The 17,207-nt window shown below is 41.7% G+C and carries 11 protein-coding genes; 4 read left to right on the top strand and 7 right to left on the bottom strand.

The window, feature by feature from the left end; all coding sequences use genetic code 11:
- Positions 1-340: 340 nt before the first annotated feature.
- Both RI561_RS00350 and trkA read right to left on the bottom strand, forming a co-directional pair.
- Positions 341-1,855: a TrkH family potassium uptake protein gene (locus RI561_RS00350; protein WP_395078219.1), complete on the bottom strand. Its 1,515-nt coding sequence runs from the start codon at positions 1,853-1,855 to the stop codon at positions 341-343.
- Positions 1,855-3,207, bottom strand: a complete 1,353-nt coding sequence (trkA, locus tag RI561_RS00345; RefSeq protein ID WP_395078218.1) for a Trk system potassium transporter TrkA — start codon at positions 3,205-3,207, stop codon at positions 1,855-1,857. Before trkA ends, RI561_RS00350 begins: the two co-directional genes overlap by 1 nt.
- Before the next feature lie 205 nt (positions 3,208-3,412).
- Between trkA and RI561_RS00340 the strand changes: the two genes are divergently transcribed.
- Positions 3,413-3,718: a hypothetical protein gene (locus RI561_RS00340; protein ID WP_395078217.1), complete on the top strand. Its 306-nt coding sequence runs from the start codon at positions 3,413-3,415 to the stop codon at positions 3,716-3,718.
- A 42-nt stretch (positions 3,719-3,760) separates the two neighbouring features.
- On the opposite strand, the gene RI561_RS00335 is transcribed toward RI561_RS00340, so the two are convergent.
- Positions 3,761-4,792: a 6-bladed beta-propeller gene (locus tag RI561_RS00335; RefSeq protein WP_395078216.1), complete on the bottom strand. Its 1,032-nt coding sequence runs from the start codon at positions 4,790-4,792 to the stop codon at positions 3,761-3,763.
- A gap of 528 nt (positions 4,793-5,320) precedes the next feature.
- Positions 5,321-7,762 carry a zinc-dependent metalloprotease gene (locus tag RI561_RS00330; RefSeq protein WP_395078215.1) on the bottom strand — a complete coding sequence of 814 codons (2,442 nt, stop codon included), beginning with the start codon at positions 7,760-7,762 and terminating at the stop codon, positions 5,321-5,323.
- Positions 7,763-7,954: 192 nt separating this feature from the next.
- Between RI561_RS00330 and ald the strand changes: the two genes are divergently transcribed.
- Positions 7,955-9,070 carry an alanine dehydrogenase gene (gene ald / locus RI561_RS00325; RefSeq protein WP_395078214.1) on the top strand — a complete coding sequence of 372 codons (1,116 nt, stop codon included), beginning with the start codon at positions 7,955-7,957 and terminating at the stop codon, positions 9,068-9,070.
- 598 nt (positions 9,071-9,668) lie between these two features.
- Here ald and RI561_RS00320 read toward each other — a convergent pair.
- Positions 9,669-10,895 carry an FtsX-like permease family protein gene (locus RI561_RS00320; protein WP_395078213.1) on the bottom strand — a complete coding sequence of 409 codons (1,227 nt, stop codon included), beginning with the start codon at positions 10,893-10,895 and terminating at the stop codon, positions 9,669-9,671.
- A gap of 124 nt (positions 10,896-11,019) precedes the next feature.
- Positions 11,020-12,564: a lysine--tRNA ligase gene (gene lysS, locus RI561_RS00315; protein ID WP_395078212.1), complete on the bottom strand. Its 1,545-nt coding sequence runs from the start codon at positions 12,562-12,564 to the stop codon at positions 11,020-11,022.
- Positions 12,565-13,056: 492 nt separating this feature from the next.
- Between lysS and RI561_RS00310 the strand changes: the two genes are divergently transcribed.
- Together RI561_RS00310 and RI561_RS00305 are read left to right on the top strand one after the other, a co-directional pair.
- A complete protein-coding gene (locus RI561_RS00310) occupies positions 13,057-13,716 on the top strand; it encodes a hypothetical protein (protein WP_395078211.1) in 660 nt (219 codons plus the stop codon).
- Positions 13,717-13,760: 44 nt separating this feature from the next.
- Positions 13,761-15,395, top strand: a complete 1,635-nt coding sequence (locus RI561_RS00305; protein ID WP_395078210.1) for a hypothetical protein — start codon at positions 13,761-13,763, stop codon at positions 15,393-15,395.
- Between the two features lie 726 nt (positions 15,396-16,121).
- Here the strand turns inward: RI561_RS00305 and RI561_RS00300 are convergent.
- Positions 16,122-17,207, bottom strand: coding sequence for an NAD(P)/FAD-dependent oxidoreductase (locus tag RI561_RS00300; protein ID WP_395078209.1), 1,086 nt, complete (start codon positions 17,205-17,207; stop codon positions 16,122-16,124).

The raw sequence follows: 17,207 nt of genomic DNA, 5'->3' as shown, positions 1-17,207 counted from the left end.
AACTATTTTGTATCCAAATTATCTGACATTTACAGGGATGACAATTTAAAAATACATTATCCCCCCCCAAGTTGTCACCAGGAGTAGGAAATGAGTCTCGATCTAGTTCAAGCGTCTCGGTTGGACCAACTTGTTTGCCAATTCAACCACCGCTCAGGCGCGACGCCTGCGCTAGTGCTCTTCGTTGTTTTTGTCCTCAAATTATTTAACAACTACAGGGAAGGCGACTTCTTGATGTTTATAATCGAACTCAGGTTATAACAGTTCTATAATTTGATGTTCAAATGTGCAAAAATAAAGTTATCAACTGATTTAGGAGAGACCTTGACGAGAAGAATTTCTACTGTTTCCAGAAAGCCGGTGAGAAAATGATCATCACGGTGAAGATTTCGAGTCGGCCAATCATCATGAGCATAATGAGTACCCATTTCCCCAGAAAGGGCAGGTGAGCGAAGGTGTCGGTGGGACCAAAATCTCCCCAACCCGGACCAATATTACCAATCGATGCAATACTAGCTCCCACCGAAGACATAAAATCATATCCAAACAAACTGATGATGAAAGCTCCCAGTCCGAACATGAAAATGTAGAGCACGAAAAAGCTCAGCACGGTACGCTGAATATTTTGGGTAATAGCCTGATCGCCAATTCGTACCGGAAGGATGGCTTTGGGGTGAATGATCTGTTTGATCTCACGACCGGTATTTCGAATAAGAATCACCCAGCGCATCATCTTGATACCGCCACCCGTTGAGCCTGCACAACCTCCCGTGAAGAAGAGAAGGAATAAGAAAAATGCACCCGCAGTGTTCCAGACTTCGTAATTATCGGTTCCAAACCCGGTGGTAGTTACGATAGCTAACACCTGGAAGGACCCATAGCGAATGGCTTCAAAAAGCTCATATTTATCCATGATCCACAAAGTGGATGAGATGACAAGAATGCTGACCATAATAACGAGGCCATAGAATCGAATTTCCCGATTGTCGAAAAAGGATTTAAAATCGCCCCGCAGTAAACGGAAATGCATCGCAAAGTTAATTCCTGCAATAAACATGAATACAATGATCACCCAATCGATGTAGACGGAGTTAAAGGCTTCGATACTGGCATTCTTCGTCGAAAACCCACCGGTGGCCATGGTCGAAAAAGCGTGGTTGATTGCTTCGAACCAATCCATGGAAGGATGAACCCAAAGCAAAATGAATTCAGCTGTTGTAAAGGCTACATATACGCCCCACAACAGTTTGGCGGTTTCCTGAATGCGAGGAGTAAGCTTGTCGGTAGTAGGTCCCGGAGATTCCGCCTGAAACAGCTGCATTCCCCCAATTCCCAATAATGGTAAGATGGCCAATGATAAAACGATAATGCCCATACCGCCCAGCCAATGTGCCAGAGAGCGCCAGAAAAGAAAACTTTTTGGGATTTCTTCGATTTGGGGATTTTGAAATCCGCTGCTGGTTTCGCCCCCTAAAATAGTAGAACCGGTGGTGGTGAGGGCGCTCATGGTTTCGAAAACGGCATCGGTGAAGGAGGGAAGAATACCTGATATTACAAACGGCAAGGCACCAACAATAGAAAGGGTCAGCCAGGTTAAACTTACAATCAAAAACCCTTCCCTTATTCTTAACTCTTCTTTAGGCCTGAACAGATACCACAATAATCCTCCGGAACCGAAAGCAATAGCTGCCGAAATGAGGAACGCCTGCCAGGTGCCTTCATTATAAACAAGGTCGATCAAAGCAGGCATGAGTAGGGCGAAGCCTAAAAAGAATATAAAAGCCCCAAGTATTCCTAATACAACGGTAAAATTTATATGTGCCCGTATGGATGTTTTTCCGGATATCAGTGCCATTATTGAAAGAGCTTAGTTACTTTATCAATGTCACTAGGTACACAAAATACAATCACACGATCACCGCCGTTTATTTGCGTATTACCGGTGGCAATTTCAACTTTGTCATCACTTACAATACCACCGATCAAACTGCCGGAAGGAAGGGATAATTTTTTAACCGGTTTTTTAGTGACTTTGGAATTTGGAGTAGCCTCAAGTTCAATAACTTCTGCTTTAATCCCTCTTAGTTCAGTTACGGACAACACGCGTCCCTGGTGTACGTACCGATGAATTTCATTAGATGCGGCAATTTTTTTATTGACAACCGCATCCAGCCCAATAGTTTGAGCCAATGGGATGAAGTCAGGCTTAGATACTAATGCCACGGTCTTTTTCACTTCAAGATGTTTTCCCATCAGGCAGGATATAATATTTGATTCCTCATCATCGGTGACAGCTATAAAGGCATCCATATCGCTGATTCCTTCTGTTGCAAGAAGATCCGGATCAGTCGGATTACCATGCAGAACCATGACATCTTTCATTTCTATAGCTAAATTTTCAGCTTTCTCGTAATCGGGTTCTATTAATTTTATGGACCATTCTTTGGTTTTATCAGCACAGAGAATACGGGCTAACATGGCACCCATATCGGAGCCGCCGGCAATCATAATGGAATTTAATTCGGTTTCTTTTTTCCCTGTAGTCTTGACGATGCTATTGATGTCCTCGGTTGTGGCGAGTACAAAAATCTGATCATAATTTTGAAGTTTGATGGATCCGTCGGGGATAATGGTTCTCCCACGCCGGACAATTGCTACCACCCGAAACGTTAAATCAGGGTAGTCTTCAGAATATTGAATTAGGGATTTTCCTATGAGGGGAGAATTTTTCTCTAACCGAATGCCAATAAGCTGCATCCTTCCATCGGCCAGGTTAATAACATCACTGGCAGAAGATCTTTTAAGAAGTTGTGAAATCTCCTGAGCAGCGGATAACTCAGGGTGAATCATTACGTCGATGCCTAAATCGGTGGGGGTAATAGGAGAATCTTTATCTGTAAAATCGTCACTGCGAATACGGGCAATGACCATTTTGGCTCCCAATCTTTTCCCGATCATCCCCGATATCATGTTTACTTCATCAATACTGGTAACGGAAATGAGGATATCACAATCACCGACCTGAGCTTTAACCAAGTCTTTTACCGAAGTAGCATTTCCTTCGATAGGAAGTACATCCAGGGAAGAGGAAACCCTTGACAGACACTCTTTGTCATGATCCATTACAATGACATCATGCTTTTCAGTAGATAATACGTTGGCAAGATCAAACCCGATCTCACCGGCACCAATTATTACAATCTTCAATTATATAGAAATTTAATTTAAAAGCAATTTATGGTAAGGTGTTCTGGCTTTAAATGAAAGTATAAACGATTGCTTTAAGGCTGACTAATCAGCATAGTGAGTAACGCGAAAATGATATCATTGATTTTCCAGCAAAGCAGATTTTATATGTAATTAAGATACTGATGTTAATAATAGCTTAACAATAGCGTAACGTTTTGTTTAGGTGAAATGGGCATTCTTTGGCAAGCTTTCATCAACCCAATATATGCTAATAGGCGGAGACTTTAACAAACGAGCAAAAGAGCTGCTTTCACTTCTTGCAGAGAAAAGTGAAAGTAATCCGGAGGTCAAAGTTGCTGTAGAAAGTTTAGTGGAAGAGCTTGAATTAGACCGCACGGAACTCAAAAATTTACTCGAATATTTGGAAGGAAAAGGACTTATTGAAGTGGCTTCTATTGGAGGGCCATTTCTTTACGGTCATGTTAAAATTACGGAGAAAGGTATATATAAGGCTGCAAAGCTGAAGTAAAAAGCACCAATTTATTTTAGTAAGAATTTAGATGAGATGATATCAGTTTTCAATTGATTCTATAGCCCATTCAGTAATAAATTTTTGATTTCCTTGTTCATAGAAAGAATATAAAAACCCATTTCCTGAAAATTTCATGAAGTTCTGCTGATAATATAATTGCGATTTTGGCGGAACCGTAATTTCATCTAAAAGAGTATGATCTTTGTTGAATACAAAAAGTTTTGAATATCGATCTTCTTCTACAGTTCCGTGCTCAGTTTGTGCGATGAGATAATTACTTAGAGGAAATAATCCGGATACCCGGCTGTTTGACGAAATATAATCGACAACCTTATTCCAGTCACTGTCTTGGGTAAGGTTGGTTTTTTTTACCTCAAACTCGGGATCAGTAAATTCAACAGAATCAACACTTTCATCTTGCAGGTAATAGAGCTTGGTATCGGAGGGGCGAGCAAAATAGATTCGGTCAAAATGCTTTGTTAAGCCACCTGAGCCGTTGTATATACCGAGTAAAGGATCAATGTTATTAGTAAACCCAAAAGATTTGATTTGCTCTTCACTATCTATATCAAAAATTTTGAGATAATCTTTATGCAACTGAGGTACAAAATGAATAAGAACTAACGAATTATCATCAATAATGAACTTTCCTGGTGCAATAGGAAATGCAATTTTTTCCCATAATCCATTTCCATTACTATCGAAACTTAAATATTTGGATGAGACCCCCTCCCGAAAATAAATAGCATCTACATCGCAAAATAATTTTACTGGCCGTTCATATTCAAATGGTCCCCGTCCTTTTTTACCAATTATTTGCATTTGCAAGCCATCAGGCGAATACTTGATTACACTTGAAGTTTGTTGATCTGTAATTAAAACAAAATTATTTGAATTAGGTAAACTACAGATATCGTATGCTCTGCCAAATGGCATTAAATTTTCATCCAATTCAATTGTTTTATTTTTTACAAGTTTGAGATTATTACTAATCCCTTTAAATATAATGGAGGGTTGGGCATTACAGATGCCCAACCCCATAGTTATTAGAAAAGCTAAAATTAGTTTCATAATAACCTTATTCAATTATTGGTGGAGTACATGATGGACATTGTAAAGCTATAAGTAAAGCTTGACATATAGAGCCCCCACCCTGTACGCAAGTAGCACTGTCCGGGCCATCATACATTGGCGTCCAAGTTGGTGTGCAAGCAAAAGCACATAATAATGGATCAGATTTCTTTTTCTGTAAACTTGCAGCTAAGCATGGACTAACAATTGGTGCTTTTAATTCTATAATTTAATCTGAAATATTTATTACTTCGGTATTGATTAGATCAGAATTTTCAGTAAGTGTAGAGTTAGTATTCAAAAACCCCACTAACATTATTATCATAAGATATTTCACAACTAAAAGATTTTAGTGATTGGTAAGTAGTATATATTTATAAACATACCTTTACTATAATACTTATATATATATCAAATTTATTTTCAGGAAAAGAAAATCACAAAATGGAAATTTTATAAGCCTAGGTTGAAATTAAAAAACCCCTGATTTTACACAGGGGTTTGGTCTCAAAAATATGTAGCGGGAAGTTAATTATCAGGGTTCAATATCTCATCAATCCTGTGCAGAGCATCTTCAATATGTGCCCTGGAAAGCGAATCTGAAATTCGAGTTTGTGCTCTTTCCAAATCATTTTGCAACTGGTTAAGCTCTACCCGGATAAAAGGTCGGATGTCAGAGTTTTTGACATCAACACCTCTTTGGGAATCGTTGGTAAACAGACTTTCCATATTATCCAGATACTCGCGCTGCAGATTTCTTCGATATGGATCTATGGGACGCATCTCATAAACCTCACTCCATACACCGGTTCTTAAATCTTCCAGCATCTCAAGTGGTGCATAAGCTTCATCGCCATCAAAGGCGTAAGCTTCATTTAGACGCATCATCACATCTGCGGCCATTACGTCATTGAGCATTCTTGTTTGTAATCCCTGCACTCTGTCAAGGGCACCTGCATGCTCAATCCGGCGAAGGATCTCTTTATCCAACAGCCAATCGGGAGTCGTAAATACATGTTCGTTTAGGAAGCCCATGGCCTCAACCTGGTAATCTTTTGGGACTGGGTTGTAGAGCACTCCTTCCTGATCCGAACTTTTTCTGCTTTGGTAAACACCACCAATGTTCGTAGAAACATGACCAGCATAACGCGCCCACTGGCCTACTAATTCTCCATAAATTTCTTCCAGATCATCGTAGCCTTCGCCCGGGGTTGAAGTCCACTCAATCAAATTCGGGACTACCCGCTTCAGGTTCATCAATCCATAGGTACTGGCTTGAACCGGATCATCAGACAGATCTTCGGTTTGTGAAGATGGATCATACCCGGTAGAAGAAGCAAAGCGATATACAGGATCATCGGCTTTTTCAAGAATCCATTCATCAAGGATAGGTTTTTCGTCTTCCGGAGTTTCAGCATCAGGTATTACACGGTAGCCCCAGTTCACTGCATACTTGTCATATGGACCAATTTTTCGGATGAACCGGATGTTTTCATCGCCCGGTTGAGCAATATAATTCTGTCGAGCATATTCCATGATGGTGGTTGCTATCCCGTATTTTTGGGTGAAGTTTCCGGAACGTAGCGAATCCACAGGGTAAGCCGAACTTGACTGCATGTTGTGTGGAAGTCCGATGGCGTGACCAATTTCATGAGAAATAACACGGCGCATGGTTTCGCCAATGAGGTCGTCATCCAGCTTTAGTTGGCGAGCGGCGGGATTTGCCGCCCCCGTTTCAATCATCAGTCGATTCCGATAAGAACGCATATGATTGTGATACCAAACGATATCACTTTCAATAATTTCCCCGGTACGCGGATCACTTACACTGGGTCCCACAGCATTGCGGATGGTACTTGCAACCCAACGAACGGTTGAATATCTAATATCTTCTGGACTCCAGTCAGGATCTTCTTCCGGAGAAGGAGCTTCTTTGGCAATCACCGCATTTTTGAAACCGGCTTCTTCAAAAGCTACGTTCCAATCTTCAACGCCCTGCTTGATGTAGGGTACATATTTTTCGGGAGTCGCAGGATCGAGGTAATACACAATAGGTTTAACCGGTTCCACCAATTCTCCGCGGGCATAAGCTTCGGGATCTTTGGGTTCCAGTCTCCATCGGCGGATGTAACTTTTTTCTTCTGCTTTTTGGGCATCAGAGCCATAATCAATTTGGTTTACGGTAAACCAGCCTACCCGGTAATCTTCGTAACGGGGACGCATTGGTTCCTTAGGTAACAATACCATCGACTGATTCATCATCATAGATAAAGTAGCAGTTTGCTGGTCGGAAGGAGGATTACCGGCATTGTAGGTTAGCACATGGCGTACTTCAATATTCTGGGGAAAACTTTTGGCTGACTCGATGTAGGTCCGGTCTCCGTCAAGTCGGCGAACCTGATATTGCTGGCGTAAAAAGCCAATAGCTCCGCTGATTGCTTCAATATCTGAAGTAAAGAAATCAGTCATTTCAATAACATATGATGTGGAATCTTCGCCCATGGTTTCAATATCAAAAGCGGCAATGATAGGAGCGAAGTTGTTTGCCTTTACAGACTGATAGATCGGTAGGGTATCCGAAGCGACTGCATTGTACGACTGCTTACGTAACAAAATTTTATCATCCTGTTTTTCAAAAGTGATAACTTGCTCAGCCGTTTTTGATCCTGCCGAGAAGAATCCAAAGAAATCGGAAGGAACTTGGGCGAGTCGGCTTACAAGTAACATCTCGCGTTTAAGTAATGAGTCGGGGATTTCATAATAGAGTTTATCATCCACCCAGTGGACATCAAAAAGTCCTTCATCTGTTTCAGCTTCGTCGGTAATTACGGAAGAGTAACCGTCTGAAGGTGCTGAAAATTTTTGGGGTGAGGATTGGTCGGAGGAAGTTTTCTTGGTTGCTGAACATCCAACTATCAGCATTAGAGACAGTAAGGAGGCGCTTAAAGTGAGTATATATTTGTTAGTCATAATTGAAAATGATTGGTTCCGAAAAAAATTAGTGCAACAAAAGTAGTGCAAATAGATCAAACATTTATTGTTTTAACAGGAAATAACATAAGGGAAATGGTATCTCATTAACAAATATTGATTACCAAGTTTTCCTGAAAAATACCTACCTTTGCGTCCCCTAAAATAACAGCTAAACTAAACTTTTATATCATGATTATTGGAGTCCCTAAAGAGATTAAAACCCACGAGAACAGGGTAGCTATTCAACCGGGTGGTGTTGTGCAGCTAACGCGGAACGGTCACGAGGTGCTAATTGAAAATAATGCCGGTGTGGGCAGTGGTTTTAGCAATCAGCAGTATGTTGATGCCGGAGCCACTATTATTGATGATGTAGAAGAAGTTTGGCAGAAAGCCGAAATGATCATGAAAGTGAAAGAACCTATCGCAGTGGAATATCCACGGATGCAGGAAGGACAGGTTATTTTCACCTATTTTCATTTTGCAGCCGAAGAAGCGCTTACAAAAGCGGTAGTAGAGTCTAAATGTATTGCCATTGCGTACGAAACAGTTGAAAAATCCGACCGATCTCTTCCGCTATTAATTCCTATGAGTGAAGTAGCCGGACGTATGGCTGCCCAGGAAGGAGCCGTTTATCTTGAAAAACCCAAAGGTGGATTGGGTAAATTGATGGGTGGAATTCCCGGTGTACCTCCCGCCAAAGTGTTAGTGCTTGGCGGTGGTGTTGTGGGTGTGAATGCAGCTAAAATTGCCGCCGGTATGGGCGCAGATACAACCATCATGGATATCAACATGCCGCGCCTTCGTTACCTCGATGATGTGATGGATAAAAATGTGAATACCATATTTTCATCTGAAGCGAACATTCGAAAAATGCTATCTGATGTTGACTTGATTATCGGGGCTGTATTGAAGCCGGGTGCAAAAGCTCCGCATCTCATTACTCGCGATATGCTAAAGGAAATGAAGCCCGGAACAGTATTGGTAGATGTAGCCATTGATCAGGGTGGATGTTTTGAAACTTCAAAGCCAACTACCCACAAAGATCCTGTGTATATGGTGGATGATGTGGTTCATTATTGTGTGGCCAATATGCCAGGGGCTGTGCCTTATACTTCAACGATGGGGCTGACGAATGTAACCTTGCCTTATGCAGTTGACTTAGCCAATAAAGGCTGGAAGCAAGCCCTTAATGATGACCCTGAATTGTTGAAAGGATTAAATATTGCCAACGGAATTATTGTCTATAAAGATGTAGCCGAAGCTTTTGATATGGACTGGGAAGAAGTAGATACTGTGCTAAACTGATATCGGTCTCAAATTCATTAGTCTATGATATTACCAGTAGGGCGGATAGTTTATCCGCCCTTTTTTATGGGTTAAAATTTATTCTTAGGGAATAGGAGCTTCCAAACTAATAGTACTACAACCCCAAAAGCTGTCATCCCGAGTGCCCAAAATTAGCCAAAGAAAACCCGACCTTACACGAGGGATCTCACTCGCCAACACTACCTGCCAGATCAACCATTGAGACCCTTCGCGTTATACCACCAGCCCCCCCAAATTCTTTTACCGCTCTGGGTGACAACTATTGAGGGTATTCAAGAAAACCAGTCCTTAGCAATTTCTTCCCAGTTAGTGTTCAAATTTTCAATAAGCTCAATTTTCTTTTTCGACTCCATCCTTAATTCTGCTTTCCCCTTTGTGATTCTTGGTGGCTTTGTGCCTTCGTGGCCTTCCTTTTTACCACAAAGGCACAAGGACACTAAGCTTCACGAAGTTTTATCCTGACTTATTTATTTTTGAAGAGGACTTTTTGAGATGTGGAGTTCTAATATAGGTTTTGTTTGCTTCCAAAGTTGTTTGCCGGTTAAACCATTTCGGCTCAGCGAGCCGAGGTACGGTATTATCGGCCGAAGGAAATAACCTTGACGGGATCGGTATTGGCAGCGATTCGGGCAGGGAACCAAGAGGCTAATCCGGATAGGAATACTGTGACCACAGAAACAATCAGGAAATCCAGCAGATGAGGTTCCACCGGAACATAGGCCATATAATAATTTTCCTGGGAGAGCGGAATAATTTGATAATTAAGCTGCAAATAATAGAAGATAAGAGAGATAATAATCCCTATCCCAAGACCAATGGCCGCAACCATCATCCCTTCAAGCATAAAAGTCTTTCGGATGGCTTTCGATTTACTCCCAATGGTTTTCAATATCCCTATATCGCGGGTACGCTCCAGTACCATCATTAGGATAGCGCCAATCAGGTTGAAGGCAGCCACGATGATCATACCGCTGATAACCAAAGGAATCATATTTTCTTGTAATTCAACCCAGGCAAAGATATTACCGAAAACAGAATAAATGGGTTCATTGAAGTAAGGAAAAATAAGCTGCTTATTTAATTCAGCAGTAAAAGAATTAATCTTCTCGTCATCTTTTAATCGTATTTCTACAGCACTGGCCTGAGTTTCACTGAAATTGAAAAGTTGTCGGGTATGCTTTCGTTCAACCATAGCAAAGACATCATCAAAAAGATCGATACCAGTCTCGTAGATTCCAGTTAGCCTGAATTGTTTTATTTCCGGGGAATTGAGGAGGGTAGGGTCTCCTTCAATAGTGTACACGGTAATGATCGACCCGACATCAGCTTGAAGTTGTTGAGCTAATTGTGCCCCAAGAATAATGCCTGGGAATCCATCAGGATCAACTTTTAAATCAAAGGTACCGCTGGCAAGATAGTTTCCAACTCCAAAATCAGGTTGTTCCGCATCCACACCTTTTATGGTGGTGCCGGTGACGTTATCCCGGGTCTGAATCATAACCTGTCCCTGCACAATAGCCTGTTTGCTTTCAATTTGAGGATATTGGTCCAGATGTGTCAACAAGGTATCAGCACGATCCATAGGCCGATCGGTGAAGGTACTGATGGTTACATGAGGGGCAAAGTCCATGATCTTGCCATTGATGGTAGACTTAAATCCATGAACAATAGAAAGAGCGATTAGCAGTCCGGCTGCACCAATGGCGATACCGGCAATCGACATATATTTGATAAAGGAAAGAAATCCCGAACTTTTTCGGGATCCCTTGAAATATCGCTTTGCCAGATACCATTCAAATTTCATGCTTTAGTTATTGGTTATTCGTTAATTGTTAAGCGGTTTCTGTATGATCCTGATAAACCTTCAGTTATATTTTTGGAATAGACTTAAAGACAGCCTGTTAACGAATATACCATTAACAAATAACCTACTCAGGTTTCATTTGAGGGAAGAACAGTACATCCCGGATAGAATCAGAATTCGTCATGATCATCGCCAATCTATCAATACCAATACCGATTCCGGCCGTTGGAGGCATTCCATATTCCAGGGCACGGATGAAATCTTCGTCGATGGTCATCGCTTCTTCATCGCCACCGGCGCGTAGTTTGGCTTGTTCTTCGAGTCGTTCCCGTTGATCGATTGGGTCATTAAGCTCGGTATATGCATTGGCAATTTCCTTCCCGTTGCAAATCGCTTCAAATCGCTCCACCAATCCTTCTTTGGAACGGTGCTTTTTGGTAAGGGGACTCATTTCAATCGGGTAATCCGTAATGAAAGTCGGTTGAATAAGTTTGCCTTCCACAAATTCCCCAAAAATCTCATCGATGATTTTACCGGCACCGAAAGACTCATCCATTTCGATATGCAATTCTTTGGCAATGGCTTTTAGTTCATCCAGATCTTTGCCGTAGAGATCATGACCGGTTTCCTTTTCAATGGCTTCAAATAATGGGATGCGTGGCCAGGGAGTTTTAAAATCAATTTCATTCTCACCAACCTGAACCTTAGTAGAACCATGCAGTTTCAGGGCCACTTGCTTCAGCATGTTTTCGGTGAACTCCATCATCCAGTTGTAATCTTTGTAAGCCACATATAGCTCAACCTGGGTGAATTCAGGATTATGGAAACGGGAAAGCCCTTCATTCCGGAAATCTTTTGAAAATTCATACACGCCGTCATATCCGCCTACAATCAAACGCTTCAGGTAAAGCTCATTGGCAATTCGTAGGTACAGATCCATATCCAACGCATTGTGGTGGGTTACAAAAGGTTTAGCAGCTGCACCACCATAAACAGGTTGCAGGATAGGCGTCTCCACTTCAAGATACCCTTTCTCATTCATGATGTTACGCATGGTTTGAACCATATCCGTTCGCTGCTGAAAGGTTTTGCGAACTTCTGGATTCACAATTAAATCCACATAACGCATGCGATAGCGCTGTTCTTTATCGGTGAAGGCATCGTGGATGATGGTTTCCCCATCTTCCGTCGTTTCCTCTTTGGGAGTGGGGATAGGACGGATTGTCTTGCCTAAGAAGGTAAATTCTTCCGCATGAACCGTCGTTTCATTAGTGCCCGTCTTAAAAACAAATCCTTTGATGCCTACAAAATCCCCAATATCCACGAGCTTTTTGAAGACCTTATTGTAGTTGTCAGTTCCGAGTTCTTCTGTGGCTACATCATCCCGGCGTATATACACCTGAATGGTCCCTTCCGAATCCTGTAAATTGAAGAAGGCCGCTTTCCCCATCACTCGTTTGGTCATAACACGACCGGCTACAACAACGGTATCCGTATCAGGATTATCCTCATCCCGAATGAGTTCAGTTTCATTATCTAAGATCTGTTTGGAGGTATGGGTGGCGTCAAAAGAATAAGGGTAGGGATTCACTCCTAACTCTTGTAATTGCTGCAATTTTTCCCGGCGAATTTCTTCTTGTTCTGAAAGGGATAATTCTTGGTCTGACATTAAATAAGATTATTAATTTTGGTAATTCTGAGAAGCTTCAAAAATACTGAATATGTAAGAGAATTGATATTTCAGTTTAGCTCATCATAATGTTACGTGAAAATACATAAGTACTACTACCTAATATGTTTTGGGCATTACTGCCTATGGTGCGTATCACTTTAAATATGTACTATCAATAGGCGGATAAATGTACATCGTTTTCCGAAGAGTAAGTGTAAAAACGGATACGGTTACCAAAACATAAATTAATGTTTGATTTGAAATAAAGGGTGCATTTTTAAAATATTAACAGTAAAATTGAATTGTTAAAAAAACATAGGTTAATTGCCCGTAAAATAGAAATATAGAATAAGATTAAATGTAGAAGGGATGGTTGATTGGTATTATTACTGCTCCAATTCAACTCTTTATCAAAAATATAATAGATAAAGACCGTTTCATCGGAACGACCTTTTTCAACTATAAAATAATAAACATCCAGGTACACATATGAATAAGACATTTACAACTCGAATTTTAATAATTGTAGGGGTATTCTTTCTCACGACCGAGTTTGCAAATGCCCAGATGGCAGTAGGAATAAAAGCCGGTTCTGCAGGAATTGGTGGAGATTTCACCTACTCCGTAAACGACAAACTTAACGCTCGCGTCTCGGGAACTTTTTTCTCTTACGATATGGACGGGGTGTATGATGATGATCCGGATATTGCCTACGATATGACCAGTGATGTAACCTCGGTCGGAGCCATTGTGGACTTTTATCCATTCAGCAAAGGACTTAAACTCTCCGGCGGGATTTTCTACCATGATTTTATCATTGATGGCGGGGCCACACCCAACGAGCCCTACGAGTTCAGTGACACCAAGACGTTTGAGCCGGATCGACTCGGATCGCTGAGAGCTAAAGTGGATTACGAATCCAAGATTGTCCCGTATGCCGGACTTGGATTCGGTAATCCAGTAGCCAAAGGCAACAAGCTTAAGCTCAATGTTGAATTGGGTGCCATGTACACCAACTCTCCGAATGTGACGATGGAAGGGACCGGTATGATTGCCCCGACAGCTAACCAGGATCAGGATTTTGAAGACGGACTTAAAGATTTCAAATTCTATCCGGTATTGAACCTGGGTTTAACATACCGCTTCTAATTACCAAGAATATCAAAAGAGTATTAACAAAAAAGACTATACCTATGAAACTAATAAAGAAAATATACTCATTAGCGTTGCTTGGAGTTTTAGCTGTGAGTTTGAACAGCTGTGATTTTTCAGGACTCACCGATGCCGCCGATGACTTTGGTGTGTTGGTGGAACTTGAACCCATAAATACATCGGTAACGGTACAATTGATTGATGCCGCTACCGGGGAGTTCATCAGCAATAATGTGACAGCAAATTTTGGGGGAGAAAATAGCTCTGATATCATTGACATTTACAGCGATCCTATCAGTCAGCGAGAGGTAGGAGATGGAATCCTAAATTTTGGAATTGACAACAGCGTTGCTCCAAGTGAATCAAATCCTGCTCAAATTCAGTTAAGACTTCAAGCTAATGGATACTTATCAGCTGTTAAGACTATCTCTGTTGCAGATGAAGGGGCAAATAATTTTACGATCAATATGATTAAGAAAAGTGCGCCACCCTCAGGAGTTGAAATTGAAGAAGGGGTTGCCGGGTCTGCTGACGAAAGTGGTGTTACTAATGAAGATATTAATATAGAGCTGAGCAATACTACTGATAACTCAGGAGAAGAAACCGGTAGTTCTGTTGAAGTAGCTAAGGGAAGTATGTTTACAGATCAAAACGGTGTAGCATTAACCGGCTCACTCGAATCCAGTGCAATTTACTACAGTCCAAATGAAGCGTTAGCGGTTGAGGCTGTTCCTGATGAATTAGTGGAGAATGTAGGAGACTCTGCAGTGACCTTGTTGGGAGCTATGGATTTAACCATTACAGATGCTTCAGGAAAAATTGCAACTAATGTACAGGGCGGAAGCGGTAAAATAGCAGCCAATGGGAATCAGTTAAACGATGGTTCTTACATTTTGAATTTTGTTCTGAATGGTTCTACCTATAGGGAACTCCAGCAGCTATTACGATTGGCCTTCATTAGTCCAACCACAGCTGAACGTGTTATTCTTTATTCAAATCCTCAGATTACAAATTTACCGGATGGTCGTGTAAGTCTGAGGTACGCTTTGAATTCAGAAATATTCAGATCTGCCGCCTTAGTTTATTTTTCTGAACAGCCCTGCAACTCATCTCTGACTTTTAATCGCAATGGAAATGAAGGTATTATTCCTGTACGAATTACCGAACGTGGATTTTTTCGGAGTGCAGACTTACAAGCTGGCAGAAATGTGCTTCAGCTAAGAAATATCACAAGAGGAAGTAAGACAATAAGAGCTACCTTAGCAAATGACATTTATGAAGAGTCCATTGATGTATGTGGAACTTCAAATCCAACGGTTGATCTACCTGCGCCTCCTGCTGAAACAATAGATTCTGCTATAATTGAAGTGGGTTTAACTTGCCCGAGCGGGCAAAAAATTACGGTTACAGATGTACCCTCTGCTTCTATCCTTTATAGGAGAGCAGGAACGGAAGGACAAGGAAAGTCTTGGAGAACGGCAAGGAATATCCAGTGGAATCAAAATGAAGACGATAACGGCCGGGTTGAAGGTGGCAGTTTTGAGATCTCGAATGTCATAAACGGCGTGAATTATGACTTTATCATAAAGATTGATAATGAAAATCGGAAACGAACAGTGACTATTAACGGATCAACTACTTCCTATACCGAACAAGTTGCGGATATTTGTGAGTAGGAGGTAGTACTTAATTAAAGCAGAATGCTTAGAAGCTCGAATCAACTGATTCGGGCTTTTTTTATGGGCATGTGTTCCTGAATAACCAATAAAAGGCCGTCTTTGTTAGGCGCCCACCAAGCATAATGTAAGGCTGTGATGCCTAACAACCTGACGTTGGCAATGGAGTTGCTACAATTAAACAGATCGCCACGTCGGCAAGCGATAAAGCTCGAATAGCAGCAAACAGCCTCCTCGCGATGACGGGTTGTGGGGAGTAATTTGAATACGAAGATTAAACAAATAAAAGACCGTCATTGCGAGGAGGAAACCATGTAAAAGGTAGGTTTGGGATAGTGAAAGACGCGGCAATCTCCCTAATACCGTTTGGGAGTTTCATCAACGAAGAAATGGAAGGTACATTTCTCATGGCAGGAGATCCCGCATCTCCGTATGCACTTCGTGCGGGATGACGGGCCTTGGGTCGATTTGTTAAAAACTACCACCCAAAAACTAAAAGCCCGTCATCCCGGACAAATCGGAATGGAGTGAAGATGCAGATCCGGGATCTCCCTAATACAGCCCGCATGGTTAACAACGAGGCGTTAGTGAAGGCGTTTCTTATTGAAAACAGATTGCCCCCGACAAAATTGTGCGGGACAGGCGCAGGATTTGCTCCCGTTCGGTCGCCGAATCCTTCGCAATGACGTGCATTGGGTAGATTTTTTAAAAACCATCACTCAAAGATCAAACCCTCTCGACTGATACCATCGGTGGAAGGGAGGCTCCTTCCATTATATATTCGGCGAGCAGTCCCCCGAGATAATCACTATACAGCAACCCTTTGGAACCTAATCCTGCAAATACATAGATATTTTCAAATTCAGGGTGCTGTCCCACAAAAGGTTTTCGGTTTGGAGTAGAGGCTCTCACACCGGCCCACTGATCAACTAATTTCGCATCTTTAAAAAGAGCGGGATAAACCTTGCCTAATCGTTTCTTCAAATAATTAAGACCTTCCTCGTCTGGTTCCAGGTCGTCATAGTGATGTTCATAGGTACTTCCGGCAATAAATCGTGTTTTGGAGATGGAGGCGATGTATCCCAATGCTGATATGGAATAATCGAAGTCGCCGGCTTTGGGTGTTTCAAAGATGGCCAACTGTCCTTTGATGGGGTGAAGGGGTAGGAAATCCCAAAATTGGGTTTTATCGGTTTCACTTCCGGCCGTAAAGATGAGATTTTTGCTAACGATTCGCTCACCGCTAATATTTACAGTATAATTATCATCTTGATCAATCAGATAGCTGGCATTTTCAAAAAGAGTTAATCCCTTTTCTGTCAGGTATTGGACTTTAGTTTGCAGATATTTAGCAACGTTCACCGTCAATCCTTTTGGCAGCCACATTCCTCCTTTCACACAATGTAAGTCAGGGTTAATCTCAGCGACTTCTTTAGCATCTAACCATTTACACCAACCTTGAGGCCAGTCTTTTTCCAGCGCATTACTTTTCATCCGTTCCGCCATATTCTCATCCTGGGCCGGACGGAGAATACCTGTGTTTTTATAAAAGGAATCATTGGTTTGAGTTTGAATGAACTCAATATCTGCAGTAACCGATTCCAGGCATTTCTTAGCCCGCCATGCTTTGGTGCCGCCTCTTCCTGTAGCCGGATTTACCATCCCCAAAGGAGTACCGGAAGCACCTGATGCCACTTCAGCAATATCAAAAAGACAAACTGTAGCTCCGGCATCTAATAACTTCTGTGATACCGCTACACCTGCGAGGCCGGCTCCAAATACACAAAAATCAAAAATCTTTTTAGCAGCCAA

This window comes from Gracilimonas sp., assembly GCF_031581265.1.
Lineage (GTDB): Bacteria > Bacteroidota > Rhodothermia > Balneolales > Balneolaceae > Gracilimonas.
This window is presented reverse-complemented; position numbering and strand designations above follow the sequence as displayed.